General features: G+C 63.9%; 27 protein-coding genes. 20 read left to right on the top strand and 7 right to left on the bottom strand.

Features of this window, described 5'->3' with window-relative positions; translation table 11 throughout:
* Nucleotides 1-61: 61 nt before the first annotated feature.
* The 11 genes from G6N55_RS27405 to G6N55_RS27455 all read left to right on the top strand — a co-directional run bounded on the left by G6N55_RS27405 (nucleotide 62) and on the right by G6N55_RS27455 (nucleotide 10,381).
* A complete protein-coding gene (locus G6N55_RS27405) occupies nucleotides 62-733 on the top strand; it encodes a hypothetical protein (RefSeq protein WP_179968104.1) in 672 nt (223 codons plus the stop codon).
* Nucleotides 734-743: 10 nt separating this feature from the next.
* A complete protein-coding gene (locus G6N55_RS27410) occupies nucleotides 744-1,361 on the top strand; it encodes a TetR/AcrR family transcriptional regulator (RefSeq protein ID WP_232078848.1) in 618 nt (205 codons plus the stop codon).
* A gap of 60 nt (nucleotides 1,362-1,421) precedes the next feature.
* Nucleotides 1,422-2,282 carry a PaaI family thioesterase gene (locus tag G6N55_RS27415; RefSeq protein WP_085221411.1) on the top strand — a complete coding sequence of 287 codons (861 nt, stop codon included), beginning with the start codon at nucleotides 1,422-1,424 and terminating at the stop codon, nucleotides 2,280-2,282.
* The gene (locus G6N55_RS27420) at nucleotides 2,258-3,058 is read left to right on the top strand and encodes a hypothetical protein (protein ID WP_139826755.1); all 801 of its coding nucleotides are present in this window, start codon (nucleotides 2,258-2,260) and stop codon (nucleotides 3,056-3,058) included. Before G6N55_RS27415 ends, G6N55_RS27420 begins: the two co-directional genes overlap by 25 nt.
* A gap of 107 nt (nucleotides 3,059-3,165) precedes the next feature.
* The gene (locus G6N55_RS27425) at nucleotides 3,166-4,029 is read left to right on the top strand and encodes an SDR family oxidoreductase (protein ID WP_085221413.1); all 864 of its coding nucleotides are present in this window, start codon (nucleotides 3,166-3,168) and stop codon (nucleotides 4,027-4,029) included.
* Nucleotides 4,030-4,059: 30 nt separating this feature from the next.
* Nucleotides 4,060-5,742: a class I adenylate-forming enzyme family protein gene (locus tag G6N55_RS27430; protein ID WP_085221414.1), complete on the top strand. Its 1,683-nt coding sequence runs from the start codon at nucleotides 4,060-4,062 to the stop codon at nucleotides 5,740-5,742.
* Between the two features lie 65 nt (nucleotides 5,743-5,807).
* Nucleotides 5,808-6,434 carry a TetR/AcrR family transcriptional regulator gene (locus G6N55_RS27435; protein ID WP_139826756.1) on the top strand — a complete coding sequence of 209 codons (627 nt, stop codon included), beginning with the start codon at nucleotides 5,808-5,810 and terminating at the stop codon, nucleotides 6,432-6,434.
* Nucleotides 6,435-6,478: 44 nt separating this feature from the next.
* A complete protein-coding gene (locus G6N55_RS27440) occupies nucleotides 6,479-7,636 on the top strand; it encodes an LLM class flavin-dependent oxidoreductase (protein WP_163667542.1) in 1,158 nt (385 codons plus the stop codon).
* A gap of 1 nt (nucleotide 7,637) precedes the next feature.
* The gene (locus tag G6N55_RS27445; protein WP_085221417.1) at nucleotides 7,638-8,024 is read left to right on the top strand and encodes a DUF4286 family protein; all 387 of its coding nucleotides are present in this window, start codon (nucleotides 7,638-7,640) and stop codon (nucleotides 8,022-8,024) included.
* Complete coding sequence (locus G6N55_RS27450; RefSeq protein ID WP_085221418.1) at nucleotides 7,964-9,181, top strand: sulfotransferase family protein; 1,218 nt, start codon at nucleotides 7,964-7,966, stop codon at nucleotides 9,179-9,181. The genes G6N55_RS27445 and G6N55_RS27450 overlap by 61 nt, the downstream gene beginning before the upstream one ends.
* Nucleotides 9,182-9,196: 15 nt before the next feature.
* A complete protein-coding gene (locus tag G6N55_RS27455) occupies nucleotides 9,197-10,381 on the top strand; it encodes a DUF1214 domain-containing protein (protein ID WP_085221419.1) in 1,185 nt (394 codons plus the stop codon).
* A gap of 476 nt (nucleotides 10,382-10,857) precedes the next feature.
* Here G6N55_RS27455 and G6N55_RS27460 read toward each other — a convergent pair whose 3' ends face one another.
* From G6N55_RS27460 to G6N55_RS27485, 6 genes are all read right to left on the bottom strand, one after another.
* On the bottom strand, nucleotides 10,858-11,043 hold the full coding sequence (locus G6N55_RS27460; protein WP_139826757.1) for a hypothetical protein: 186 nt from the start codon (nucleotides 11,041-11,043) through the stop codon (nucleotides 10,858-10,860).
* Entirely contained in the window at nucleotides 11,040-11,462 is a 423-nt protein-coding gene (locus G6N55_RS27465) for a hypothetical protein (protein WP_085221422.1), read from the bottom strand. The genes G6N55_RS27460 and G6N55_RS27465 overlap by 4 nt, the downstream gene beginning before the upstream one ends.
* Nucleotides 11,463-11,784: 322 nt before the next feature.
* Nucleotides 11,785-12,801, bottom strand: a complete 1,017-nt coding sequence (locus tag G6N55_RS27470) for a saccharopine dehydrogenase NADP-binding domain-containing protein (protein WP_085221423.1) — start codon at nucleotides 12,799-12,801, stop codon at nucleotides 11,785-11,787.
* A 95-nt stretch (nucleotides 12,802-12,896) separates the two neighbouring features.
* Nucleotides 12,897-13,610: a hypothetical protein gene (locus tag G6N55_RS27475; RefSeq protein ID WP_085221424.1), complete on the bottom strand. Its 714-nt coding sequence runs from the start codon at nucleotides 13,608-13,610 to the stop codon at nucleotides 12,897-12,899.
* 167 nt (nucleotides 13,611-13,777) lie between these two features.
* Nucleotides 13,778-14,422 carry a TetR/AcrR family transcriptional regulator gene (locus tag G6N55_RS27480; RefSeq protein WP_085221425.1) on the bottom strand — a complete coding sequence of 215 codons (645 nt, stop codon included), beginning with the start codon at nucleotides 14,420-14,422 and terminating at the stop codon, nucleotides 13,778-13,780.
* A 244-nt stretch (nucleotides 14,423-14,666) separates the two neighbouring features.
* Nucleotides 14,667-15,422 carry a hypothetical protein gene (locus G6N55_RS27485; RefSeq protein ID WP_085221426.1) on the bottom strand — a complete coding sequence of 252 codons (756 nt, stop codon included), beginning with the start codon at nucleotides 15,420-15,422 and terminating at the stop codon, nucleotides 14,667-14,669.
* A gap of 292 nt (nucleotides 15,423-15,714) precedes the next feature.
* Between G6N55_RS27485 and G6N55_RS27490 the strand changes: the two genes are divergently transcribed.
* From G6N55_RS27490 to G6N55_RS27515, 6 genes are read left to right on the top strand one after another with little or no spacing between them, the layout of a single operon-like run.
* Nucleotides 15,715-16,119, top strand: a complete 405-nt coding sequence (locus G6N55_RS27490) for an SCP2 sterol-binding domain-containing protein (RefSeq protein ID WP_085221427.1) — start codon at nucleotides 15,715-15,717, stop codon at nucleotides 16,117-16,119.
* Between the two features lie 4 nt (nucleotides 16,120-16,123).
* Nucleotides 16,124-17,662, top strand: a complete 1,539-nt coding sequence (locus G6N55_RS27495; RefSeq protein ID WP_085221428.1) for an acyl-CoA synthetase — start codon at nucleotides 16,124-16,126, stop codon at nucleotides 17,660-17,662.
* A complete protein-coding gene (locus tag G6N55_RS27500) occupies nucleotides 17,659-18,924 on the top strand; it encodes a cytochrome P450 (protein ID WP_085221429.1) in 1,266 nt (421 codons plus the stop codon). The genes G6N55_RS27495 and G6N55_RS27500 overlap by 4 nt, the downstream gene beginning before the upstream one ends.
* A 7-nt stretch (nucleotides 18,925-18,931) precedes the next feature.
* Nucleotides 18,932-19,723, top strand: coding sequence for a coniferyl-alcohol dehydrogenase (locus tag G6N55_RS27505; protein ID WP_085221430.1), 792 nt, complete (start codon nucleotides 18,932-18,934; stop codon nucleotides 19,721-19,723).
* A gap of 18 nt (nucleotides 19,724-19,741) precedes the next feature.
* Nucleotides 19,742-21,127 carry an aldehyde dehydrogenase family protein gene (locus G6N55_RS27510; RefSeq protein WP_085221431.1) on the top strand — a complete coding sequence of 462 codons (1,386 nt, stop codon included), beginning with the start codon at nucleotides 19,742-19,744 and terminating at the stop codon, nucleotides 21,125-21,127.
* Nucleotides 21,127-21,318 carry a ferredoxin gene (locus G6N55_RS27515; protein ID WP_085221432.1) on the top strand — a complete coding sequence of 64 codons (192 nt, stop codon included), beginning with the start codon at nucleotides 21,127-21,129 and terminating at the stop codon, nucleotides 21,316-21,318. Before G6N55_RS27510 ends, G6N55_RS27515 begins: the two co-directional genes overlap by 1 nt.
* A 57-nt stretch (nucleotides 21,319-21,375) precedes the next feature.
* Here the strand turns inward: G6N55_RS27515 and G6N55_RS27520 are convergent, their stop codons facing one another.
* Nucleotides 21,376-23,079 (bottom strand): phytoene desaturase family protein, encoded by a 1,704-nt coding sequence (locus G6N55_RS27520; protein ID WP_085221433.1) that lies wholly within the window; start codon nucleotides 23,077-23,079, stop codon nucleotides 21,376-21,378.
* Nucleotides 23,080-23,343: 264 nt separating this feature from the next.
* Here G6N55_RS27520 and G6N55_RS27525 point away from each other — a divergent pair, with 264 nt between their 5' ends.
* The 3 genes from G6N55_RS27525 (at nucleotide 23,344) to G6N55_RS27535 (ending at nucleotide 26,816) form a co-directional block, all read left to right on the top strand.
* A complete protein-coding gene (locus tag G6N55_RS27525; protein WP_085221712.1) occupies nucleotides 23,344-24,483 on the top strand; it encodes an epoxide hydrolase family protein in 1,140 nt (379 codons plus the stop codon).
* 115 nt (nucleotides 24,484-24,598) lie between these two features.
* Nucleotides 24,599-26,218 carry a pyruvate, phosphate dikinase gene (locus tag G6N55_RS27530; RefSeq protein WP_408632724.1) on the top strand — a complete coding sequence of 540 codons (1,620 nt, stop codon included), beginning with the start codon at nucleotides 24,599-24,601 and terminating at the stop codon, nucleotides 26,216-26,218.
* Complete coding sequence (locus G6N55_RS27535; RefSeq protein ID WP_085221435.1) at nucleotides 26,211-26,816, top strand: MarR family transcriptional regulator; 606 nt, start codon at nucleotides 26,211-26,213, stop codon at nucleotides 26,814-26,816. Before G6N55_RS27530 ends, G6N55_RS27535 begins: the two co-directional genes overlap by 8 nt.
* Nucleotides 26,817-26,879: the final 63 nt, after the last annotated feature.

Below are 26,879 nucleotides of genomic sequence, written 5' to 3' on the forward strand. Positions count from 1 at the left end.
GGAAGGGCCGGACTTGTCGACACCCGATCGCAGATTGATGGTTCTGGCATGGAGCGGGCCGGTGGGAATCGCCCTGGTGCTGCTCGGCTGGATGGTCCTGGCCGGGTTTCTTCCGCCGCCGTCGCCGGATCTCTCGCTGCAGCAAGTGGCAGACCTGTGGTCTCACCACACGAACGCCAAGCGGCTCGGCATGGTCATGTGTGTTTGGGGTGGCACTCTGTATGTGCCATTCACGGTCGCGGTGGGATTACTGCTGCGCCGGACCGAACCGGGCGACCGCGTCCTGTCGACGACTCAGACCGCGCTGGGCACATTCGGAACCGTGTTCTTCACGCTGAATTTCCTGATCCTGGCTGTGGTCGCCTTCCGCCCAGCGCGCCCGTCGGAGATCACCCAAGAACTTCACGATCTCGGCTTCATCATGACGTTTTCGCCCGTTGCGCCGTTTACCTTGCAGTACATCGTGATTGGTGCGGCGATTCTGCTGGATCGATCCGTCACGCCGGTCTTTCCGCGCTGGGTTGCCTACGCGAACATCTGGATCGGATTGCTGTTGGTCCCGGCCTGCCTCATTCCGTTCTTCAAGACCGGGCCGTTGGCGTGGAACGGAATTCTGAGTTTCTGGATCCCGGTGGTGGTGTTCGTGGCGTGGTTCGTGGTCATGTTCTGTGCGATAACCGCGGCGGCTCGCGCTCCGCACATCACGAAAGCCCGCACCGATGCCGCAACATGACCTTCGACCGGTGTCGCTCGCTGCCGTGCGACCGCAGCGGCCGGCGGGGGACGCTACCCGCCGTCGTCTGTTGGCCAGCGGTCGGCGGATCTTCGCCCAAAAGGGTTTCGCCGGTGCGGGAACCCAGGAGATTGTCGCGGACGCGGGCGTGGCGCCGACGGCGCTCTACCATCACTTCGGCAACAAGCTCGGCTTGTTTGTCGCGGTCGGAGCTGAGGTCTACGACATCTTCATCGACCGTCTGAGCGCCGCGGTCGCTTCCGCGCAATCGTTCGATGACCGGTTGGACGCGCTGCTGCGGGCATCCGGTGAGTTGCACCGATCGGATCCGACGCTGGCACCGCTGACCTTCACGGTCCAACTGGAGGTTGCCCGTAGCGACCAGATCCGCGCAGCGATGATCCCTACGTTGACGTCGTTTTCGGCGTTCGTCACTGATCTCGCACGGACAGCGCCCGCGGATCTCACCGAGAGTGTCGGCGTCCGCGGGGTTACCTTGGCGATCGTCGGGCTCCTGCAGGGCATGGGCAGCCTGGGTGCGACATTGGACGATCCGGATGACTTGGTGGCGACAACCGTGGTGTTGCGCCGGCTGCTGTCCAATCGGACCGACGAGGCGGGTCGATGAAATTGCGGCCGACGTCTCGCATTTGGAGCCAATATCGCGCGCGAAGGGAGGCGGGCGCTGGTGCTTGATTCGGTCTGCGAGGTTGACGACCGCACATCTGTCGAGGCGCGCTTCGGGCTTTCTCGGTGCCGGGCGGACGGCATCGGGCGGCGGTGTGATGTTCGGGTCGGCGCATGGTCGCTGGACCGCGAGGGCATGTCGCGGCCCGGCGTATTGGCCACCGCGCTCGACCATGTTCTTGGCGAGTCCCTGGCGGTTCACCGCCCGAAGGGGTGGTGGACCACGACGTCCGAACTCACCATCGATTTTCTCGCCCCGTTCGACCCGCAGAGTCGACTACAGGCCACCGCGGACCCGATTCAGGTAGAGCTTCGCGGCGGCTACGCGCAGGCTCGGCTGATCGACGAGCGCGGATTTGTCGTGGCCGAGGGCTCGACATGGGCGCACCACCTGCCTCCTAGGGGCGCCCCTGCACTGCCGTTGGTGCGGCCCTGGAACGAGCCGGCGTCAACCGTCGCGACGATCGAAGACCATCTGCGGTTCGAGCGCCTCCCGAGCCCCGCTGATTCCGTCTTGCTTACCTTGCGGGCCTCGGCCTCGTGGACAAATATCTTCGGATTGGTGCACGGCGGTGTCTGGACATGCCTAAGCGAGATCGCCGCAGCCCAACTCCTTCGCGAGCACAATCCAAAACTCACCACTGCCCGGCTGCATGTCGCCTTCGTCCGGGCCGCACGCGGGGACGGCCCGATCACCGTGACGGCACGAGCGCGCCATGTGGGATCGGCGTTTGCGGTTGTCGATGTGCTCGGCCGGGCCGCCGACGACACGCTCTGCACGATCTCGACGGTTACCGCACGATCGCGCACCGATAGGACCGGCCCAACACGCGACGCTTGCGGCGCACTGGCGAGAGGATGAGGATGTCCGAACATGACGACTACCTGTGGCAGCGGTTCTTTGCCGCTTGCTCTTTGTTCTTCGTGGTCTTCACCTTCACGGGCCTGGAGATCTTTTGGCCACAACCGCCTTCGTTTGGGTTGAGTGCCGATCAGACCGCGGCCTACTACGTCGATCACCGCACCGGTTTCTTGATCGGCGTCGTGATGTGCAGCATCGGCATGGCCTTCCTGCTGGCATGGACCGTGCAGTTTTGCCTGATGTTGTGGCGACTCGACGCGGGATCGCGTGCGGTCACGGCGGTGACGGTGGCCAGTCTCGCCGCCAGTCCCATCTTGTTGTCGTTTGATTTGGCCATTTTCGGGGTGGTCGCATACCGGCCAAGCGACACAAGCCCGGACATCACCCGCGCATTGAGTGATGTGGCATGGCTTGGCTCACAACATATCTGGCCGATGCTTGCCGCGGGAATGGCCCTGGGCGGCATCCTTATCCTCAAAACGCAAGGGCGCTCGGGGTCACTGCCCGCGTGGCTCGGCTACTTCAGCCTCGTCGTCGCCGTCTGCGAATTCGGGCAGCTTCCCATCTTCTTCTTCAAGACTGGTCCATTTTCGGGGAATGGCGTGGGTGCCTGGTATCTGGCCACATTCACGTGGGGGCCGTGGATTCTGGCCGCGGGCTGGGCAATGTACCGGGCGCTCGGGGGTCAGGAAGCCGAGCGACGCAAGAGCGGAGACCGCTTCGATGCGGGCTCGCCGGGTGTCGGCGCCGGCTCATTGACCGGACAGCCCCGCTGACCGGTAATCCGCAGGCTGCGGCCGGTGGTCGCCTTGACGGCCGCAAAAATTCTAAACTAGATTAAACTCTGAGAGCCAGTAACGCGATACCACGTGGAGGAACCAGAGTGCCCGGAGTGCAGGACAAAGTCGTAATCGTGACCGGAGCCGGCGGGGGATTGGGCCGGGCTTACGCACGCTTCCTCGCCGACAATGGCGCCCTCGTCGTGGTCAACGATCTCGGTGGGGCTCGAGACGGCTCCGGATCGGGCACCACCATGGCCGACACGGTGGTCGAGGAGATCCGCAGTAGCGGAGGCCGGGCGGTCGCTGACTACTCCAGCGTGGCCACCCGGGAAGGGGCCGAGGCGATTGTCGCGACCGCCCTCGAGCACTTCGGTGCCGTACACGGCGTGGTCAGCAACGCGGGAATCCTGCGTGACGGTGCGTTCCACAAAATGACCGATGACAACTGGGATGCGGTGATCAAAGTCCACCTCTACGGTGGGTACCACGTCACTCGCGCGGCGTGGCCGCACCTGCGTGAGCAAAAGTTCGGGCGCGTCGTGATGGCAGCCTCGACCAGCGGGATATACGGCAATTTTGGCCAGGCCAACTACGGCGCCGCGAAGCTCGGACTGGTTGGGTTGATCAACACGCTGGCGATCGAGGGCGTGAAGTACGGGATCACGGCGAATGCGATCGCGCCGATGGCGGCCACCCGGATGACCGCCGACATCGCGCCCCAGGAGGTCTTGGACAAACTGGACCCGGACCACGTCGCGCCGACCGTCGGCTACCTCGTTTCCGAAGAGAACCAGGAGTCCGGCTCGGTTTTCGTCGTCGGCGGTGGATTGGTGCAGCGGGTCGCGCAGTTCCAGAACGACGGTGTCACGTTCGCCGCACCGCCGAGCCTGGAAGAGATCGCCAAGCGCTGGTCGGAGATCAGCGACATGTCGAGCGCGAAGCTCGGCACCAACCCTGTGGGATAGCCACGGAGCAAGCGTGATTCGAGCGGTCAATTGACCACGAGCATCGAGGCGCGACGGGAATCGCTTCGCCGACGTTTCCCCGTGTGGAGACCGCGCGCCCTGGCGCAGTGGCTGGACTGCTGCGGCGACCGATACGGGGATCGTCCGCTGGTGCTCGCCGACGACCATCGGCTCAGTTATGCCGACGTGGCCACGGAGTCTCGACGGCTGGCGGACGGGCTGGCTGCGCTTGGTGTTCGCCCTGGCGACCGAGTCGCCATGATCATGGCGAATTACCCGCAGTTCGTCACGATCAAGTTCGCCATTGCACGAGTCGGAGCGATCGCGGTTCCCGTCAACTTCCTTTACCGACACGACGAATTGCGCTACGTCCTCGACGATTCCGGATGCCGGGTCGTGATCACGATGTCGGGGTTCCGCGGCCTCGACTACCAATCAATGCTTGATGGGATCATGCCGGGCTGGGATGCCCCGGGCCCCGATGCGCCGCGGAACGTGGTGTTGCTCGACACCGACGGCCGGGCCCGCCCGGGTTGCCTGACCGTGGCCGGCCTCGCCGCTCTCGGAGGCGAAAACCCCGGCGCCAGTGCCGGATTGGTGGTCGATCCGGATAGCGCCAGTGACATGCTCTACACCTCCGGCACCACGGGTTCGCCCAAAGGTGTGCTGGTCACGCACGACGCGGTGCTACGGACGGCGTATGCATCGGCGCTGACGCGAGCCTACGAGGACGGCAGACGCATACTGTTCTCGTTGCCCTGCTATCACATGTTCGGCTACATCGAAGGCTTGCTGTCGGTCATGTTTGCCGGAGGGGCGATCATCCCGCGGACGGCATTCAGCGCCGAGAGTTATTTCGCCGGCATCGAGCGACACCGAGCCACCGACGTGCTCTGTGTCCCCACTATGGCAGTCGCGATGGTCGAGAACCCGAACCGCCGGCAGTACGACCTCAGCTCGCTGACCGCGATGCTGTGCGGATCGGCTCCGGCACCGGTATGGCTGTGGCGACAGATCGAGGAGGACTTCGGCGTCAGTGAGATCGTCACCGGGTACGGGATGACCGAATGCGGCGGCGCGATGACGCTTACGCGGCCCGAGGACCCGCTCCACCTGACCTCTGAAACCGTTGGCAAGCCGAAGATGGCTGGCGCGGCGTCGATCCCTGGGACCGACGCGCTCATCGTCTACAAGGCAGTGCACCCGGAAACGGCGCAGGATCTGCCGGCCGGCATCGAGGGCGAATTGGTCTCGTCGGGGCCGACCGCGATGTTGGGGTATTGGAATCGCCCCGCGGACACCACAGCAGCTTTGCGGGACGGCTGGCTCTTCTCCGGGGACCTCGGCCGAGTGCGCGCCGATGGCTACCTCGAGGTGAACGGTCGCGGCAAAGACCTGTACAAGAGCGGTGGCGAACTGGTGATGCCCAAGGAGATTGAGGATCTGCTGGCGGCGCATGACGAGATCAGCCAGGTCTTCGCCGTCGGGCTGGTCGACGACCGTTGGGGCGAAATCGGTTGTGTCGTGGTGGTTCCCACAACCGGATCGGAACTTACCGAAGACGATGTGCTGGATGTCTGTCGCGCAAAGCTGGCGCGCTTCAAGGTACCGAAGCGCGTGGTGTTCTACCGCGCGGAGGATTTGCCCACCACGTCGACCGGCAAGGTTCAAAAATACCGGCTCATCGAGCAGCTCACCTCGGCTGATCGTTGACGACCTGATTTGGATGTGCCCCAAAGGTTCGGGTGGTCGGCCGCGGGTATGGCTACCATTTCAGAATGGTTGCTAGCTCCCGTCGATCCACCGCCGAGGTTCGCCAGCTGTTGGTTGACGCTGCGGCCCGGGTCTTCACCGCCAAGGGCTATGCCTCGGCGACCGCAGACGATATCGCCGCGGAAGCGGGTGTGGCGCGCTCGGCGATCTGGCGCCACTTCACCGATAAGGCAGACCTTTTCGGGGCCGCGGTGCTTGCGCCGTTCGCGGAGTTCTTGGAGAACTACACCGCCGCTTACGACATCAAAAACCCCAAATGGGGTGACTTCGAAATCACCCGCACGATCGTCGAGCTGTTCTACGACAGCTGCACCGCGCACCGGCAGGCGCTCGTGGGTGTCGCGGTGGCGGGACACGAACTCGACACGATCAGCCTGGCCCGGCTGGATGCGCAGTTCGACCGATTTTTTGCCGAGATCATGCGCACCACCAGCCTCGAGGCGCAGCGACGGGGCTGGGTGCCGCAGAGCGGTCTGGGGCTGACCATGCGACTGCTGTTCGGCACGATCGCGTCCATCGTGGTCTTCGATCACCCGCTGGTTCCGGGCGACGACGACAAGCCTTCACGCGACGAGGTGATCGACCACGTGACGAGGGTGTTCCTGTACGGAGCCCGGCTAGCTAAGGACTAACGGTCCCTTGACTAGGGACTGCTAGTCCCTTAATGTCGGTCGGCATGCGCTCTCCCCGGATTGCCGTTGCCTATCCCAACCATCGGTGCACTCCGCTGGCCGGAATCCGGGATTTCGTCGGTGCCCTCGAGCAATCCGGCGCGGTGGACCAGTTCTGGGTGTGGGATGAGCTGACCGGCTGGGCGCCACAAGGTTTCGGTGTCCCCGCTGGTGTCGAGGCTCCGGACGCGCACTCCACCCACGACCCCTTCGTCGAGTGCGCGTTCGCGCTGGCCGCCAGTCCGGGTATCGGCGTGCGGATGACGACCGATGGCGTGCGCTCGCGCCCGGCCGAACTGACCCGGACACTGCTGTCGCTGGCGTCGGCAACCCAAGGCACCGTCACCTGCGCCATCGGCCTGGGCGAGGCCCGGCACATGACGCCCTTTGGGCACCCGACCGGTCAGGCGCTGTCGCGACTGGAAGACGTCCTTGTTCTTACTCGCAAACTGCTCGACACGGATGAGCCGTTCAGCTACAGCGGCAAACGCTGGAGCATCGACCACGGTTATCTGGGCACGTACCGGCCGGCCCGCCCCGAAATCTGGGGCCTCGGCGGGGGACCGAAGTTCACCGAACTGTGCGCCAAGCACGCCGACGGAATCGAGGCGTCGTTTCCCAATGCGGTCGCCAATCTCGACGTCTTCGCCTCGCGTGTGTCCAGCATCCGCGACCGAGTCGAGGCGGCCGGACGGGATCCCGACGCGTTCGGCTTCGGCGTGTGGTTGCCGTGCGGCCTGCACGAGGATCCCGATGTCGTTGCCGCCGCGCAGGAGAGCCCGCAGATCAAGTGGTATTCGGCGAGCTACGGGCGGATGAATCAGGACGAGTGGCGAAATGAAGGACTGCAGAGCGTGTTTCCGGCCGGCTGGCACTACTCCAAGGACTACATGCCGTTCACGATGACGGCTGCCGATGCGGAGACGATCATCCGCGACGTTCCGCGCGAGATGTGCGCCAGATCGGCGACCTGGGGGACACCCGAGGAAGCCGTCAAGGTTGGCCGCGATTGGGTCGAGGCCGGGGCCACCTTCGTCGGACTGCTCGACATCATGCCACTACACACCGGCGCCGCCGGATTCCCGTCGTCGATCAGCCGGCTGCTGCAAGTTGCGGCCGGACTCAAGGCGGAAAGTGCCAACAATCCAACGGAGGAGAACTGAGATGCCGCACGCGATCATGCTCGCGTTTACCCAGCCGACGTCGGCGGAAACCGAAAATGCTTACAACGATTGGTATTCCAACAAGCACATCCACGATCTGGTGACGATCCCCGGCGTCATCGCGGCGACCAGATACAAGATCGCGCAGGACGTCGAGACGTTGCCGGGCGTCGTCGGGCCCGAGCAGGCGTATCTGGCGATCTATGAGATCGAAGGCGAGACCGAAGCGGACCTGGAGAAATTCGCGGCCGTGCTACGGGAGGCGCTTGCCGATGGCACCGCCGACATCTCACCGAATCTCGACATGAGCAAGCTCGGTGCCTCGCTATGCCTGCCGCTGACCGAGCGGTTGGAACGGGTCGTCACCTCGGGCGCCGCGACATCGTGACGGCGGCGCTGCCCCCGCTCGAGCGTGAGCCGCTGATGGCGGCCGCCTCGGCAGCCATCGGTCTGGACGACTGGGGAGACGATACCGGCTTCATCGAGAGCTTGGACATCCTGCTGGCCGACATGCGAACGGAGGCCGACCTCAACGCCATTGGGGTCGTGAGCCAGGCGCAGGACATTCTGCGGCTACTGGTCAACCGGCTCGGCTTCACCCGGGACCTGCGTGCGCACCCCGAGATCCTGGAGCAGGAATTGTTGCCCCCCATCGTGATTCTGGGGCTGCCGCGCACCGGGACGTCGAAGCTGCAGCGCACCATCGCGGCCGATCCGGGCATCCAGCGGCTCGAGGTGTGGCGATTGCTCAATCCCGCGCCGATGCCGGGCGATCCTCAGACCCGTATCGCGCTGGGTGAACAGTTCGAGGCGATGCTGCGCCAAGTGCCGGAGTTCATGGCCCGTCATCCGATGGAGGCCCACGAGCCCGACGAGGACCTGTGGCTGATGGAACTGACCTTTGACGCGCCGGTGGCCTCGCACCGGCTGCACCTGCCGAACCACCGCAAGTGGATCGCCGACCGGCAAGACTCCGCGTACGCCTACATGCGCACCGTGCTGCAGTACCTGCAGTGGCAGGACGGTGGGGCGCGCGGACGTTCATGGGTTATCAAGTCGCCCATGCACATTGGTCAGGTCGCGGTGCTGCATCGACTCTTCCCGGGTGCCACCTTCGTGCAATGCCATCGCGACGTGTACACGGTGCTCGGGTCGTACTGCTCACTGATCGAAGTGGCACGGGGGATGAACTCCGACGTCGTGGACCTCGCTGCACTGGGCCCGGATTTCGCGCAGTTCTGGGGTGCCTACACCGCGCGCAACCTTGCCGCACGGGCGGCGATACCCGATCTCGACATCTACGACGTCGACTACGAGCAGATCCGGGACGACATCGACGGTGTGGTCTCCGAGGTCTATCGCCGCGCCGGACGGTCCATCACCGACGAATCACGCGCCGCGTTCGCGGCGTATAACGCTCGCCGGCCGGAGGGGCACTTCGGTGCCCACGACTACCGGCCATCGCGTTGGGGTGTCACTCCCGAAATGGTCGAGGAGTGTTTTGCGGGGTACCTCAACGCATTTCCGCAACTTGCTCCCCACTAGGAGGAACCGCTTCAGATGACGATCATGGACACCGAAGTCGTCGACGATCCACGTGTGTCGGAGGCCGATCTGTGGAAGACCCTGGGCGAGGCGATCGCTGAAATGGCGACCTACGTCCATGACAACGACAAGGTCGACACACCGCTGCTGCGCGCCGAGGGGCTGCGGTACCTGACCCGGCTACTGCAGTCCGGGATCATGATGACGATGGAGGGGTGGGACGCCCACTACCCCTGGCTGGTCAAATTCATCAGCCCGTACATGCAGTACGGCATCCCGGCGACCGATTGCTGCTACCACTGGGCGGCCGTGCACGGCGACGGCATCTACCGAATCCGCGGTAAGCGTGGGACCGCAAGGCTTTTCGACGTCGAGACGCGTACCGGGCACACCTCGCACCTCGCCGATTGGAAGCTCGTCGATCGCAAGAGCGACTTCCACGTCGAGGACGATGGAACGATCGAGGTGGTGCTGTCGGCGACAGAACAGCCCGGCAACTGGGTACGCACCTGCGAGGGTCCCGGTTCGATCATCGTCCGCCAGTACTACTACGACTGGGATACCGAGGAACCCGCGGAGCTGATCATCGAGCGCGACGGTGTGAACTATCCGCCGCCGACGCTGCAGCCCGCCGATATGGCCGAGCGGCTGCAGTTGCTGATCGATTGGGTCCGGATCGTGCCGGCGGCCTGCAAGCTCGCCGTCGACGAGTATTTCCAGGCACCCCCCGACTCGCTGAAGTTCGTCGAGATCGATTTCGCATGGGCAGACCTGTTGTACGGCAAGGGAATCTACCGCTGCGAGAAGGACCAAGCCGTTATCATCGAAGTCGCGCCGCCGAACGCCAGGTATTGGCAGTACCAGCTGACATCCCATTTCTGGGAAGCACTGGACTGGAACCTGCGCCAAACGTCGCTGAACGGCCACCAGGCGGTGCTCGACGACGACGGCGTGTTCCGTGCGGTCATCGCCCATGAGGACCCGGGTTACGCGAACTGGCTTGACGCGGGCGGTCATACCGTCGGGCTGATCACCGCGCGCTACTACAAGGCGGACAGCACGCCGCTGCCCAAAATCAGAACAGTTCCGCTGTCGGCATTGGCGGCGGAGTTGCCGGCGTCGTCGGCCCGGGTTACACCCGCCGAGCGTCAAGACGCCTTGCGCCGCCGGGCCAGGTCCGTGTGGCGTAGACGGGTATGAAAGTAGCTGTAGATCCTCTGCATCAGCCGGGCGGTCCGACGACCTACTGGACGACCGTCAACGCCGAGGAGGATCTCGCCGGCGTCGTCACGCCGCTCAGTAGCAGCTTCTGGATGCGGCCGGTCACGGTGGGGACGCTTGGGGCGTTCGGCACGCTGGGGGTCCTGCCCGAGACGGCAGTTCGGCACAGCTCCGATAGCGATCGGCGCATCTGCACGGTCATTTATGGTGGTGTTCCGGTCCGATGGCGTCGAGCACGTCATCGAGGCCGAGACCCTAGACCAGGGCTACTACTGGACCTGCTTCGCGCCATCGCAGCTGTGTTCGGCCCGATAACGGACGAGTTCGCCGAGGATTCTTCTCATCCGCTCTCGCTCGATATAGCCGTCGTCGTCCCACCACTTCGCGACGATCTCTTTGCCCTCATTGACAACTCGGGCGTATGCCGAACACAGCAGATCGCCGAGGTCTTCGAATTACATGTAGAAACGGGTGCGCGACATCCCAGTTTCGGCCGCGAGGCGTTCCACGCTGACCTGTGCGAATGTTTCGCCCGACTCCAATATCGCTTGCATGGCGCGCAGCAGGTCGTTGCGGGTCTCGTCTCGTTTGCCTCGGCGCCGACCGTGCTCCTGCCGATCTATCGACGCGGGCGCCATCATGCCGCGGCTCCTCCGCGCAGTGTGCGCCAAAAGATTTCGGTGAGCCCATCCGCCAAAGCCTCCAGCTCACGAGGTCCCGCCTGCGCGACCGACTTAGCCAGTCCGCGCTCACTCATCCACATCGAAAGTGCCGCAAGGGTATTCGCGTCTAACGCCGCATCGACGGTGCCGGACGACTGCCCGGCTTTGATATAGGCCGAAACCGCCGTGGTCGAGCGTGCCATCAGTCCTTCGAACTCGCGCTCGGCACTGCCCCCGGGCATGGGCTCATCGATCGCGACCATGATGGCGCGATGAGCACGATAGGTGCGGAAAATTCCGTCGATGCCCCGACGCAGATCTTCCTTGGACCCGGTCGGGTCGATGGCAAACCACGGTTGGAGCAACTCGTCGAGCACAGCGCCGGCAAGATCGCTCAACAGCGCGTCCTTGTCATCGAACTAGGAGCAGAACGTAGAACGCGTTACCCCCGCCGCGGTGAGCAGTCGTTCCACACTCACCTCGCCGTACGCGAGGCCCTCTTCATGCAGGCGTTCGACGGCGGCGAGTAGCTTAAGCTCGAGGGCCGCTTTACGCCGCTCTCGCAGGGCCGCCGTGTTGCGCGTTCGTTCCGCCACCTGGCTGAGTCCACTCAATCACAGTCGGACAATATGTCACTACGCAATGTTTCGCATCATGCGCGTGTCAAAAATCGCCTACTTTGGCTAATCCATTTGTAACGCAATGCTGTTAAATCTTCGGTCAGCACACCGTAAGTCGAACACCGAGATCGTCGGCGGCCCGCTGGGGCGGGGGAAGGAACTGTCCCGCGTTGCGAAGCCCGGTGCGCTTTCCGGGGCCGGCCAATAGCGCTCGTGCCACCGCGAACGCCCCGCGCCCGGTGATGTCGTAGACGTCGTCGACCGAGCCGGTGACGGTGCATCGTCCCGAGGCGCTTTCGGCCTCGGCCGTCACCAACGAACGCCCACCGCCGGCGTGTGCCGCGGAATGTGCTGGGCGGGCGAGCAATGCGCGGGTAGCCGCCAGGCTGCCCGGAATCCGCCACAACAATCCGCCGGCGGCCAATGCGGGCCCCATGGCGACGGGCTGAACGTGACATTCGATATGTGCCCGCGGATACGCTCTTGCCAGCACCAGTGCGTCCGGGGTGCTGAACAGCGCGCCGCGTCCCGTCGCGAAGCGGTGAATCCGGCTCCCCGCCAATTCCCAACAAACACGGCCGCTCTCGACTATCGGTGCTCCACCTGCCACAAGTTCGACCGTCGAACGCATGGTGGCGGGGGAGGGGCGCATGCCGACGATCTTGACCGCACAGTGCAAGTGCCGCACGCTGCCGGCGCCCCCGACGCGTTCCGCCGCTGCGGTGGCGGCGATGTCGGTTGCCACACCCAGGCCCAGCGAGGGCACGACCGCTATGCCCGCTTGGATGGCCCGGCTCTCGAACTCGTCGACAATGCTTTGCACCCAACGTGGTTCACCGGTGCAATCGACATACGAGGCACCGGCGCGGATGGCCGCGTCGAGTACCGGAGGCCCGAAATGGGTGTACGGACCCGCACACGAGACGACGACCGCAGCGCCGCTAAACGCTGCGTCCAATTCCGCGGGCGCGAGCGACGCCACCCGATAGTCGACACCGAGCCGGGCGAGTGCGGCCAAGTTACGTCCCGTCGCAATCACGGAAATACCTGCGGCTGACGCTAATTGGATGACACGGCGGCCGGTGGCACCGGTCGCTCCGTAGACAACGAGTGTCACTGAAGGGCTCCTGGCGGCGTCGACTGGGCGACCACTGACGCTATAGCGCCCCGCCTAACCCGTCAAGGGACTGGCAGTCCCTTAATGGGCTCGAATCAAACCGCGGCCGGGACTCGCGTCTCGGCGTCCCGCCGCATCCGTGCCACGGCGACGGTGATGCCAACCAGCATCACGAACGCGACGACACCGGTGAGCAGGTACTGCCAGGTCGCAAATCCATTGCCGTAGTAGCCGGCCGTCACGCCCCACCAGAGCACCACCATCGTGGCAAAACACCCGTAGATGACCGGAGACTGCGCAACGGCGGACCGTCGGCGTAAGAGTAGGGCCGTGGTCGCCAACGGCAGCAGGAACAAGGTGATCGCGGGTGCGGCTTGGTAAAGCGGATCGTCCCAGACGATCTTCATGTATTCCCAGACGACCACGAATGCCGCCGCGCCGGCGACGACCAGCGCGCTCCATTGGGCCTGGGTGCCGTTCGGCAGATACTCGGCGCGCCCGACCCGCAGCGCCTGAACGAAGAAGACGAGCTCGAGGATGAGCGCGGTGAGCAAGCCGAGCCAGAACAACTTGAGGAACCAATGGTCGTACACGTTGAACCAGGTGTTGAATCGGGCTACCACGCCGAAATCGTGGGCGAACCACAGGAATGTGCACGGCAGCGGAATCGAGATCCACCCGTCACGCCGGGTCATCACCACCGCGGTGACCATCGCGATGTTTTGCAGGACCATCGCCAACCCGAATCCAACCAGGATCGGTACGGTGTGGTGATCGATGGCGTCCAGGATCGCATGCGTGTCGTACATGGTGAGGCATGGTAACCGTCGCCGCCGCCAACGAGTGCCCGCGGTGGATGACTTTATCGGCTATCCGATCCACGCCGAACTCACAGTCAGGGGTCAGTAGCACGCTTGTCTGAGTCGACCCCGAAACGACTGCGGTATAACCGCTTTGGTGGATCGAACCTGGCCGGCTAGGGCGAATTTTCCCCGGTGATGGCCCGGATTTCGTAGCGGATCATCTCGTTGAGGATGCGTTCGCGCTTTGGTCGTTCGCTCTGCGGGAAGAGCCAGTCGTCGAGCAATGCGGTCGAAATTATCATGGCCATGGTCGCCGGCGCCGCCACTTCGACGTCTATGTCGGCCCACCCCCGATGTGCCGCGTCATCGAGGGCGCGGCCGACGACGGTGTGAATGGTCTGTGCGAACGACATTTTGGTCTCAGTCATCGGATCCTCGCTGTGCGCGTCGGCGGCCAGTAAGGCCATGATGAGACCGCGGTGTCTGACGGTGAAATCGTAGAGCGATCGGGTAAAGCCAGCGATGAGATCGCCGGTGGACAGTACCGACACCGAAGTCTGACGCCAATCGTCGACCAAGTGGGCGACAAAGTCTTCAAACGGTCGGAGCACCGCCTCCTCGAACAACTGCGACTTCGAAGGAAAGTAGCGGTAGAGCACTGCCTGGGTGGTGCCCGCCCTGAGTGCGATTTGGCGAAGAGATGCGCCCTGGTAGCCGACGTCGACAAATGCTTCCCGTGCGGCGCCGACGAGTAGCTCTCTGACTTCGCCGGGCTTGCGTCGTGGCTGGCGCCGCGTCGAATCTGGGCCTATCGCCATCACCGAACCGTACGCGATCTATCAGGCCAGCCACGGCTGCTTGACTGTTGGTAGGGATGCTGGCCTCGTCGCGGGAAGAATTGCGCCCACCCTGCGAAGCCGAGTGCTATAACGACCAGGACGCCGGTGCCGCTCCAGCCGCGAATTTTAATGATCCTTCGACTCACGTCAGTCCTTCGAAATCGGCGGGCAGAGGGTGCGCTGTCGGCCTAAGCCAGCGTTGCCGCCGTGACATGCCCCGGTCCTACATTGCGCTCGTCGCCGAGGCCGCCTCGCGACCAGGGTTAAGCGTCTCGCCGGGTGGCCCGGAAGGAAGTCTCGCCTGCCGGGCAGCAGCCCAAGACATCGTGATGATCCAGCCAAAGAACACGGCGACAGGCATCCAGAAGGTCAGAACACCGTTTTGTGCAAACGGTCCGTGCTTGAAGAAGATCATCATCATCGCCGGCATGAAAAGGATTGCCATCCAAAGGTTCAGGTAGCCCACCCACCGTGGAAGCAAACCATCGCGGCGCATGATTGCCACCGCGATGGCCGCACACCACAGACTGAACGGCGGTACTGCGAACAACACACCGAACCAGCCCGCGTCGTTCCACGTTTGGGTGATCTCCGGGGACACCGAGCCAGCGCGATATGTGCCAATACCCCAAAAGATCGGAATGAACAGGATCACGATCGTGGCAACCGCTACTGAGGCGACCTGAATCCAAGAAAGCAACACCCCCGCCGAGTCGGTTCGTCGAACCACGGCGGCGATGGACAGCCCAAATGGTAAGAAAAGCGCGGCGGAGAAGCACATCACGACACATCCGACCCGGATCCCGGTGAGATTGTCGACGTACATGTGCGCGACCCCGGCCGGGCTGTGCTCAGCGGAGTAAGGCGGCACAAAGAATTTCGCGAGTGGCACAGCTCCGGCGAGAAAGAGCGCAGTCATCGTGGGGCCTGTCCACGCACAAACCTTCAGCACGGCGCGGTACAAAGCGTCGTCGCTCATGGCTCGCCTTCCATCAAAGATAGTAGTCGACTATATCCATCATGAGTGGTGGCGGGCAAGCACCACCCATCGCATTCACGTGTTTGCCCGATGTAGTGGGCAGGCGGAGGCGGGAGACTGCGTGCTGACGGGTAGCCCGCTGAGAAGTTGGCGGACACTGTGCGGCCTTGACCATAAGTCAACTTATGGTAGCGTTCCTGTGACAGAGGTCATAGCCTGTGGTCATGGGGCCAATCCAAGCAAGGCCACTTGTCTGGGGCGGGAATTTAATCGAAAGTAAATTAGGAGAACAATGGGGTTCAAAGACTCGGCGGAGGTCAGGAAGTACATCGGCGGCATCTTCGAGACGGCCTTCGATGACGAGGAGATCGGTCCCAAGCTAGTCGCCACCGGGCTTGTCGTGGCGTTCGACTTCACCGACCCCGAGGCCCTCGTCGTGATCGACATGGGAAACAAGTCGGTGCGCGAGGGTCTGGACGGCGGGCCCGCCCCGACAGCGACGATGTCCATGACGGCTGAAACCGGCAACGGATACTGGCAGGGCAAGGTCAACTTGCCGCTGGCCATGGCCAAGAAGAAGATCAAGGTCGACGGCAATGTGGCGAGCCTGCTCAAGCTGGCTCCGCTGGGCAAGAAGCTCTATCCGAGTTATATCGAGCGACTCAAGAGCGACGGTCGCGACGACCTGCTCGTCTAAACGTATGTTTCCAGGCACACATGCAGCGTCCGCGCCCGATCGGCCGGCCGTGATCCTGGCCGACTCGGGCCGGACGCTCACTTATGGACAACTCGACGACAATTCGGCTCGGCTGGCGTCGGCGCTACATGCCATGGGGCTGCGCAAGGGCGACGTCATCGCGATGCTCTCCGACAATGCCGCCGAGGCGTTCGAAATTTATTGGGCCGCACTGCGGTCCGGTCTGTACATCACCGCGGTCAACTGGCATCTAGCGCCGGAGGAAGCGGCCTACATCGTGCGCGACAGCGGGGCCCGGGTGGTCGTCGCCTCCTCTGGTGTGCGGGAACTGGCCGAACAACTGCTCGACCTGGTTCCCGACGTCGAGCACTGGTACGCGTTCGGTGGGGAGGTCACGGGGTACCGGCCGTACGGCGAGCTATTGGCCACGGCCGGGCCGCGATTGGCCGACGAACCGCGCGGTGCGGAGATGCTGTACTCGTCGGGCACGACCGGACGGCCCAAGGGCATCAAGCCGCATCTGCTGCCGATCCAGGTCGACGAGCCCGGGGACCCGCTGGTCGGGCTGTTGGCACACGTCTTCAAGATCTCCAGCGAGGACGTATACCTTTCGCCGGCACCGATTTACCACACCGCCCCGCTGAAGTGGTGTGCCGGCGTCCAGGCCCTGGGCGGCACGGTCGTTGTGATGGAGCGCTTCGACGCGGAGAAGGCGCTGGCCGCCATCCAGCAGTATCGGGTGACCGTCACCCAGATGGTTCCGACGATGTTCGTCCGGATGCTCCAATTGCCCGAGGCGGTTCGCAACGGCTATGACGTCTCCTCGCTGCGCATCGCGGTGCACGCCGCGGCTCCCTGCCCACCCGAGGTGAAAGACGCCATGATCGGCTGGTGGGGCCCGATCCTCGTCGAATACTACGGTGCGACAGAGCAACACGGCACCACGGTGATCACCACCGCGGAGTGGACGAACAAGCGCGGTTCGGTTGGCAAGGCTGCGCTCGGTGTGCTGCGCATCTGTGACGACGACGGGAACGAGCAGCCACCCGGCGCGGTCGGCACCGTCTACTTCGAACGCGATGTGGTGCCCTTCGAGTATCACAACGATCCCGAGAAGACCGCCTCGTCAAGGCATCCCGCGCACCAGAATTGGTCCACCGTCGGCGACATCGGTTATGTCGACGAGGAGGGCTACCTGTTCCTGACCGATCGCAAGGCATTCGTGATCATCTCCGGCGGGGTGAACATCTATCCGCAGGAGATCGAAAACGTCCTCGCGCTGCACCCCAAGGTCTTCGACGTCGCGGTGATCGGCGTTCCCGACCCGGAGATGGGTGAACAGGTCAAGGCGGTCGTTCAATTGAAGTCCGGGACAACACCATCCGCCGAACTGGCCGACGAGATCATCGCTTACGTCCGAGACCGTATCGCTCACTACAAGGCTCCGCGCACCGTCGACTTCGTCGACGAGCTTCCCCGGACAGCCACCGGGAAGCTGGTGAAGAGGAGCCTGAAGGCCCGTTATCTGGAGGCAAACGCATGACTACTGAGACAACACCGAAGATCGACCGCCCGCCCTTTGATCCGGTAGACATTTCCAAGCAAGCCTTCTGGGCGCAGAGCTTCGACGAGCGCGAGAAGTCCTTCAAGATCCTGCGCGACGAACGGCCGGTCAGCTGGCACCCCCCGATTGAGGGCTCAATGATGGAGCCCGAGATCGACGGCGTTTGGGTGGTAACCCGGCACGAGGATGTCTGCTACGTCAGCAAGACCCCGGAGATCTTCTGTTCCGGGCAGGGCATCACGTTCGAGGCCGTGCCCGAGGAGATGCTCGACGCCACCCAGTCTTTCCTGGGTATGGACGGTGCGAAACACTCGAGCCTGCGGCGGCTCGTCAGCTCGGTCTTCACGCCGCGACAGGTCGCCAAGATCAAGGACCAGATCGAGCACCAGGCCAAATCCATTGTCGACGACCTGATCAAAACGAAGGACGGTGACTTCGTCCAGCAGGTGGCCAAGCGGCTACCGATGTGGACGATTTACGAGATGCTCGGCCTGCCCGAGGATCAGCGTGACGAGGCGGCACACCTGGCCGAGGGCATGGTGGCGTGGGCCGATCCCGATGTCGCGGCCGGACGCGAACCCGGAGAGGTACTGACCGATTCCCTTGTCGGACTGCTCAATATCGGGATCGGCCTGGCCGAGGCGCGACGTGAACATCCGCAGAACGACGTGATGACCTCGCTGGTGCAAGCCGAGATCGATGGGCGGCGACTCACCGACGACGAGCTGGGCCCCTACTTCGTCCTGCTGTCGGTGGCGGGCAATGACACCACCCGCACCACCACCACCTTCACCACACTTGCCCTGCAACAGTTCCCCGAGCAGAAAGCGTTGCTGGAAAAGGATTTCGACGGTCACATCAAGACCGCGATCGAGGAGTTCGTCCGGTGGACCACGCCGGTGATGACATTCCGGCGCACCGCTACCCAGGACACCGAGCTGCACGGCCAGCACATCCGCGAAGGTGACTGGGTCACAATGGTTTACTCGTCGGCGAACCGCGACGAGCGGGTCTTCAGCAACCCCTACGAGTTCGACATCACCCGATCGCCGAACCCCCATGTCGCATTCGGCGGCGGCGGGCCGCACTTCTGCATGGGTGCCTTCATGGGCAAGATGCAGCTGGAGTCGATCTTCCGCGAGCTGATCTTCCGGGCGCCGAACCTGCGGGTGGGCGAACCCGAGTATCTGACCGGCAATTTCATCACCGCAGTCAAATCGCTTCCCTACACCCTCGACTAGGAGAATCATGGCCGACTTCAAGGGCAAACGGTACGTCGTCACCGGCGCGGCATCGGGTATCGGCCATGCGGTCGCCGAGCGCTTGCTAACCGCCGGGGCCGAGGTGCACTGCCTGGACCGCAACACACCGACCGCCAACGTGACCCGCCACGTCGAGGTCGACCTGGCGAATCCGAACAGCATCGACAGCGCCGTGGAGCAACTCGATGGCGAGTTCGACGGGTTGATCAACGTTGCCGGCATTCCCGGCACCGCGCCCGCCGATTTGGTGGTAGCCGTCAACAGCCTTGCGGTGCGGCACTTGACCGAGTCGTTCTTCGAGCGCCTCAAGCCGGGCGGCTCGGTCACGATCGTGTCGTCGACCGCCGGCTTCGGCTGGCCACTGCGTCTCGATGCGATTCGAGACCTGTTGTGCACCGATACCTTCGAAGAGGGTGCGGCATGGTTCAAGGCCAACCCGCAGCAGGGCAATGCGTACAACTTCTCCAAGGAAGTCAGCACGGTCTATGCGATGTCGATGGGTCTGGCGTTGGGCGAGATGGGATTCCGGATCAACGCAGTGCTTCCCGGGCCGGTGGAGACGCCGATTCTGGTCGACTTCGAGGAGTCGATGGGCAAGGACACCCTCGACGGATTGAAGAATCTGCTGGGGCGCCATGCCGATCCCGAGGACATCGCCGACGTCGTGCTGTTTTTGGCATCCGATGATGCGAGGTGGGTCAACGGACAGGCGATTGCTGTCGACGGCGGCATCAGCGGGGCGGTGGGCAGTGGCGTAGTGCCCGCCCCCGAAATCTGAGGCATTTCAGGAGATTCTGTGACAATTCACGCACTGGAGACAACCAACAGCGCCAGCGTGCTTGCCGAGGTTCGCCGGGTCTTCGGTTCCGGCCGGACCCGCGGCTTGGAATGGCGACTGCAGCAGCTGCGTGGGATCGAGCGGTTTGTCGCGGAGCGAGAGCCGGACATCGCGACGGCGTTGGCCGAAGACCTCGGTCGCTCCCCGACGGAGGCGTGGCTGGGTGATATCGCGTCAACCAAGGGCGAAGCCGTCTACGCTCGCAAGAATTTGAAGCGGTGGATGCGCAAGCAGCGCGTGTCATTGCCGTTGGCGCAGTTGCCCGGTCGCGGCTGGGTCCAATACGACCCGCTGGGTGTGGTGCTGATCATCGGGCCCTGGAATTACCCGTTGTATCTGAGCCTGGCGCCGTTGGTGGCCGCGGTAGCTGCCGGCAACTGCGCGGTGATCAAACCTTCCGAGCTCGCGCCCGCAACATCGGCGTTGTTGGCGAAGTTGCTTCCGCTGTACGTCGATCCGGACGCGGTCCGGGTCGTTGAAGGGGATGCGGCCGTGACCCAGGAGCTGCTTGCGGCGGGATTCGACCACGCGCTCTTCACGGGCGGCACCGAGATCGGCAAGAAGATCATGGCCGCCGCTGCGCCGACCCTGACGCCGGTGACGTTGGAACTGGGCGGCAAGAGTCCGGTGATCGTTGCGGCCGACGCCGACATCGATGTCGCCGCGCGACGCATCGCGTGGGTGAAGTTGATGAATTCGGGCCAGACGTGCATCGCACCGGACTATGTGCTGGCCGACCGTCGGGTCGTCGACGAGTTGGTCGGCAAGATCGTCGCGAATGTTCGCGATTTCCGTTCGGGTGAACCGGATCCGGCGTTGCGGATCGTCAACCAACGTCAGTTCGACCGCTTGGTTTCGCTGATCAGTACCACGGACGGCAAGGTGGTTACCGGGGCGCGCGCGGATGGCGCCACGCTGCGGATCGAACCGACCGTTATCCTCAACCCATCACCGACCGATGCGGTGATGACCGACGAGATTTTCGGCCCGATCCTGCCTGTTATAGCGGTCGAATCCCTCGATCACGCAGTCGATTTCGTCAACGAAAGGCCAAAGCCACTGGCGCTCTACATTTTTGCTTCGGGCCAGATCGGCCGCGGCCTGATCGACCGCATTCCGTCGGGTGGAGCGGTGATCAACCATGTGGCCATGCATTGCTTGGTTCCGTCGCTGCCGTTCGGTGGCGTCGGAGCCAGTGGTATGGGTGCCTATCACGGTAAATGGGGCTTCGAGGCGCTGAGCCATCGCCGTGCGGTGCTGGCGAAGTCGGCCAAACCCGATCCCGGCCTGGTCTATCCGCCGTACAGTCAGCGGGCGCTGAACATCATGCGGAGGATGTTCTGATGAAGGTGGCCGTCGACACTACGAAGTGTTCGGGAATCGGATTGTGCGAGATGGCTGCGCCGACGGTGTTCGAGGTCGGCGACGACGGCCAGGCGCAGGCAATCAATCCCGAACCGTCCGAGGATGAGCGTGCCGCGGTCGAGCAAGCCGTGCGAGAGTGCCCGACCAGCGCGCTGTCGATCCAGGACTAGCTCTTTACCCAGAAGTATTGCTGGGGACCAGTTCTCGGCGGCGGCCCGACTGCCGGCTCAGAGTTCAGCCGGGAACGGGTCGTTCTGTCCGCTGGAGTACGGGTCGCTCTCGGCCTTCTTGCGGCGCGTCACCAACTCCTTGAGCACACCCAGCCGGCCACCCTTGTCCTCCAGGTGGAGGTGTTTGAGCATGACGCGCGCCGCGTTCTGGCCGGGCATACCGCTGATGCCGGCGACCGGGTGCGTACCCGACCCGGTGAGGTAGAGGCCGTCGACCGGAGTCTTGTACCCGGCGAAGCCCGCCACCGGCTTGTTCGGGCCGAATCGGGTGATGGTCGGGTCCACGTGATACACCGAACCGTCGATCGCCCAGAACCGCTCCTCGATATCGGGAAGCATCAGCGGCCGCACGGCGACCTGCATGTCCTCGACGCCTTTGTAGTACAGCTCGGCGTCCTTGAGGATGCTGTCGGTGATGTGCTTGCGGGCGACATCCCAGCCGTCTTCGGGGAAGGACGGGGTCAGGCCGGTCCAGAACCACCACAGGTCCTTGCCCGGGGGTGACATCGACGGGTCGAAGGAGTTGGTCACCTGCGCCAGGCCGGGGATCGCGTCGGGCACCTTCCCGAGCACGCAGGACCGCGCGGCATCCAGCGCCTGCTGGTAGGTGTGATAGCAGTTGCACGCCTGCCGCAGGTCGATGCCGTCGCCACGCCATTTCTCGTGCTTGGACATGTCGACGCGGCCCGACAGGGCGACGTTGACCTTGGCGTCGGCGATCCCTCGCTTGCGAGTCGGGATGTGGTCGGCCGCGTTCTGCTTCTTGGGCTCGAGCACGCCGCGCGGGAGCAGCCGGGTCAACGTGGTCTTCGGGCTGCAGGCGGTGAGGACCGCCCGGCGGGCCCGGATTTCGGCGCCGCCCCTGATCCGCACGCCCGTGCAGCGGTTGTTGGCGATGATCAGCTCCTCGACGGGCGAGCTGGTGATCACGTCGCCCTTGTTGTCTTTGATCACGCCGATCAGCGCCTTGGGCAGGGAGCCGGTGCCGCCGTGGAACATCGCGACGCCGTATTTGCTCAGCACGCCCAGGTAGATCAGCGACCACCCGGACATGTCGGCGTCGAACGGCATGAACGGCAGGCTTGAGAGCAGGGGTGCGCGGATCATGTCGTGCTCGAAGCTCTCTTCGATGGCTTCGGCCTGCGAGCTCGACATCCAGCGGCCGAGAGCGGCCAGTTGCTTGCGGTTCTTCACGACCGCGCGCGCGGACTTCAGAATGTTCTTGATCTCGGGCTCGGTGACGCTGGTCTGCATCATCGGCAGGCCGATCTCGACGGCGGCGTCGATGACTTCGTAGAGTTCGAGCAGTGCGCGGGCGTCCTTCTTCGAGAAGTACTCCAGTTCGGCGGCGGTCTTGCGGGGATCGCGCCACAAGCCGAGCGACGCGCCGTCGGCGGAGAGTTGGAAGTGGGCGGGATCGATGACGGTCTGGCGGAGTCCGTACTTGCGCGACAACTCCAAGTCCCGGTCGATGGTCGTGGTGCGGAACAGCGATGCCTGGATCGACGCCTCGTTGATCGTGTATTCGGGCGCCTCGGGGGCAAAGGGATTGGTCGACGTCATCCCGCCGGCCGTCGGCGAGGCCTCGACGACGAGGACGTCGAGACCGGCTTTGGCCAGATACGCCGCCGCGACCAGCCCGTTGTGGCCGGATCCGACGACGACGACGTCGGCCTCACGTGGTGGGGGAGCGTCCTTCATGACCAGTCCTTCGATTGCCGGGAGCGGACATTGCCGCGTTCTGACGTGAATCTAACTGCGATTAAAATCATATCTGACGGGATTCGCCGTGTCGATGAAGCCCCGGCGTCGTTCCCGGCCCGACATCGTACGGATGAGGATGAGAACGATTGTTCTTGACGATGGCAATAGCAGAACTATTCTCATTGCAGCAAAACATAAAACATCCGCACCGAGATGCCAGAGTTTGTAAGTGATCGTTAACTTCGCGGGAGAGTGATCGGCATGGTCGAGTTTCGCAACTTTCGTGTCAAGATTTCCGAGGCCGACATCGCGGATCTGCGCGCTCGTCTGGACCGGACGCGGTGGCCACACGCGGAAACCGTGTCCGACTGGTCACAGGGCATCCCCTCGGGTTACATGCGCGAACTGGTCGAGTATTGGGCGAAAGACTACGACATGAACCGGGTCGCCAACCGGCTCAACGCCTATCCGCAGTTCCACGCGACCGTCGGCGACCTCGGCATCCACTTTCTGCACGTGCGTTCCCCGCATCGTGACGCTCGGCCGCTGATCTTGACGCATGGCTGGCCGGGGTCGGTGGTCGAGTTTCTCGACGTGATCGGCCCCCTGACCGAGCCGGAACGCTTCGGCGGCGTGGCCGAAGACGCCTTTCACGTGGTCATTCCCTCGCTGCCGGGATATGGATTCAGCGACAAGCCAACGACTCCCGGTGTGGGCATCGAGCGAATCGCCGAGGCGTGGGACGAACTGATGGTCGCGTTGGGCTACCCGCAGTACTACGCGCAGGGCGGCGATTGGGGTGGGTTCGTGACTACCGCGATGGGCATCAAGCCCCCCGCCGGGTTGCTCGGGATTCACGTCAACATGGCGCTGGCCTCACCGGAGGCGCTGGGAGGTCTCGGCGAATTGACCCCCGATGAGCTGGCCGTCGGGGGACTGCCGGCATACATGGAGCAGGAGGGTGCCTACGCCGTACAGCAGGCCACCCGCCCGCAGACGTTGGGCTACGGGCTCGCCGATTCGCCGGCCGGTCAACTTGCCTGGATCGCCGAGAAGTTCTACGCGTGGACCGACTGCAGTGGGCACCCGGAGAACGCCGTTGCGCGCGACGTCATTCTGGACAACGTCATGGTGTACTGGTTGACCAACACCGCCGCCTCGTCGGCGCGCCTGTACTGGGAGAGCTTCTCGTTGATCAGCTCATTTGACGAGGTCGCCCTGCCGTCCGCCTACACCCTGTTCCCGAAGGAAATCGTTCGGGTCAGCGAGCGGTGGCTTCGCACCAGGTTCACCGACCTGCGCTACTACCATGCCGTCACCAAGGGCGGTCACTTCGCCGCCTTGGAACAGCCGGACCTCTTCGTCGACGAGGTCCGAGCGGGCATCCGCGCCCTCACTTAGTCGGCGGGGGATCCAAGCCGACCTCTGAACGTCCTGGGTGCGGACGGCGTAGTGTCAAACGAACGTGGATACTGCGAATACGCCTTGTCGGCTAGAATCTAATCTCATGTCAAAAATGTCGGGTGCGGCAGACACCCTCGTCGTCACGTTGGACGGTGGTACCCGCCTGCCTCGTAAGGTCTTGGGCAACAAGGGCTATGGCATTGATTCGATGCGCCGGCAGGGGTTGCCGGTGCCGCCGGCTTTCTGCATCACCACTGAGGTGTGCGCGAAGTTCTTCGCAAGCCCGGGGCGTTGTCTCGACGATATCTGGAACGACGTGCGCGCCAAGATGAGTTGGCTCGAAGCCGAGACATCGCGCACGTTCGGGCACGGTCCGCGACCGCTGCTGGTCAGTGTGCGCAGCGGCGCGGCGCAATCGATGCCCGGCATGATGGACACCGTGCTCGACCTGGGCATCGACGACGCGGTCGAAGGCGCACTCGCAGTCGCCGGGTCCGAGGAATTCGCCCGTGACACCCGCGAGCGCTTCACCGACATGTACCGCCGCATCGTGTTGGGCGGTGACGAAGGCGCTCAAGTGCCTGCCGATCCCTGGGCGCAGCTACGGGGAGCGATCGAGGCCGTCTTCGCGTCGTGGAAAAGCCCACGCGCGATCAGCTACCGGGCCCACCATGGCCTGGACGACGATGGCGGCACCGCCGTCATCGTGCAGGCGATGGTCTTCGGCAATCTGGCGCGCGAATCGGGCACCGGCGTCCTGTTCTCCCGCAATCCGATCACGGGGGCCAACGAACCGTTCGGCGAATGGCTGGCGAACGGCCAGGGAGAGGACGTCGTATCGGGCAGTGTCGACGTCGCGTCGATCGACGCACTGCATCATGAACAACCGGCCGTCTACGAGCAGCTCATGACCGCGGCGCGGTCGTTGGAGCGTTCCGGTGCCGATGTACAAGACATCGAATTCACCGTCGAAGAGGGAAAGCTGTGGCTGCTGCAGACCCGGACCGCCAAGCGGTCGGCTCAGGCCGCCGTGCGTCTGGCATTGCAGCTGCGCCACGAGGGATTGATCGATGACGCGGAGGCATTGCGCCGGGTAACCCCGGCGCATGTCGAGACGTTGCTCGCGCCCGCGCTGCAACCCGAAACACGACTCTCCGCAAAGCTTTTAGCGAGCGGGCTGCCGGCGTGCCCAGGCGTGGTATCCGGCAAGGCGTATACCGACGTCGATGACGCCCTCGATGCGGCCGACGAGGGCGAAGACGTCATCTTGGTGCGGGTGGCGACGAATCCCGATGACGTGCAGGGGATGCTGGCCGCCCGAGGGATCGTCACCGAAATCGGCGGAGCGACATCGCATGCCGCCGTGGTGAGCCGGGAGATCGGCCGACCGGCCGTGGTGGGGTGCGGCGCAGGCGTGGCCGCAGCCCTGGCGGGCAAGATGATCACCGTCGACGGTGACGAAGGCGAGGTGCGCGAGGGTGTCCTCGAACGCACCGCATGGTCCGAGACGGAATCACCCGATCTGGCCGAACTCACCGAGATCGCCCGGGGGATCAGCCCGATCCGTGCCCATGCAAGTGGTGACCTCCCGATGCTTGGCGACACCACTGAGGCGGCGATCGCCGACGCCCTCGCCGCGGGCCATACCGATGTCGTCTCGCCCCATCCACTGATCACGATGCTGATCGCGCTACGAATGAACGAGGACAAGAAGGGACTGGCGAATGTCTGAATTGACTGTGTTGCAGGCGATCCGGCTCAAGGGCCGGATCGGGGAAGACGACCTGATCGCCACTCTGGACGAAGACCCCACCGACGTGGCGGCGACGCTAACGGACTTGACCGGGGCCGGCCTGCTGATTCAGAACAAGACCCTTCGGGTCAGCCCTGAGGGCCGGGAACGGCTCAATGTCCTGCTGGCAGAAGAGCGCTCGGGCATCGACCAGGATGTCCTGGCGAAGTCGTACGACGATTTTCGGGCCGTCAACAACACATTCAAGGCTCTCGTGTCGGACTGGCAGATCAAGGACGGTCAACCGAACCCACACGATGACGCCGACTATGACACCGCGGTGCTGAACCGCCTCGACGAGGTGCATGCTCAGGTGTCGCCGATCGTCGACGCGGTCAGCACTCTGATGCCGAGGCTCGCTGCATACGGCAAGAAGCTGAACGCGGCCCTGGTCAAGGTCAAGGCCGGCGACACAGTGTGGCTGGCCCGGCCGATCATCGACTCCTACCACACGGTCTGGTTCGAACTGCACGAAGAGCTGATCGCTGCCTCGGGTCTTACCCGGGAAGATGAAGCCAAAGCCGGGCACGCGAGTTAGCCAACACCCCAACGCCCGGTGTCTCGGCCAAGAGTTTAATCTAGAATAAAATTTTTGGGTGAG

The sequence above is a fragment of the Mycobacterium florentinum genome (genome assembly GCF_010730355.1).
Taxonomy (GTDB): Bacteria; Actinomycetota; Actinomycetes; order Mycobacteriales; family Mycobacteriaceae; genus Mycobacterium; species Mycobacterium florentinum.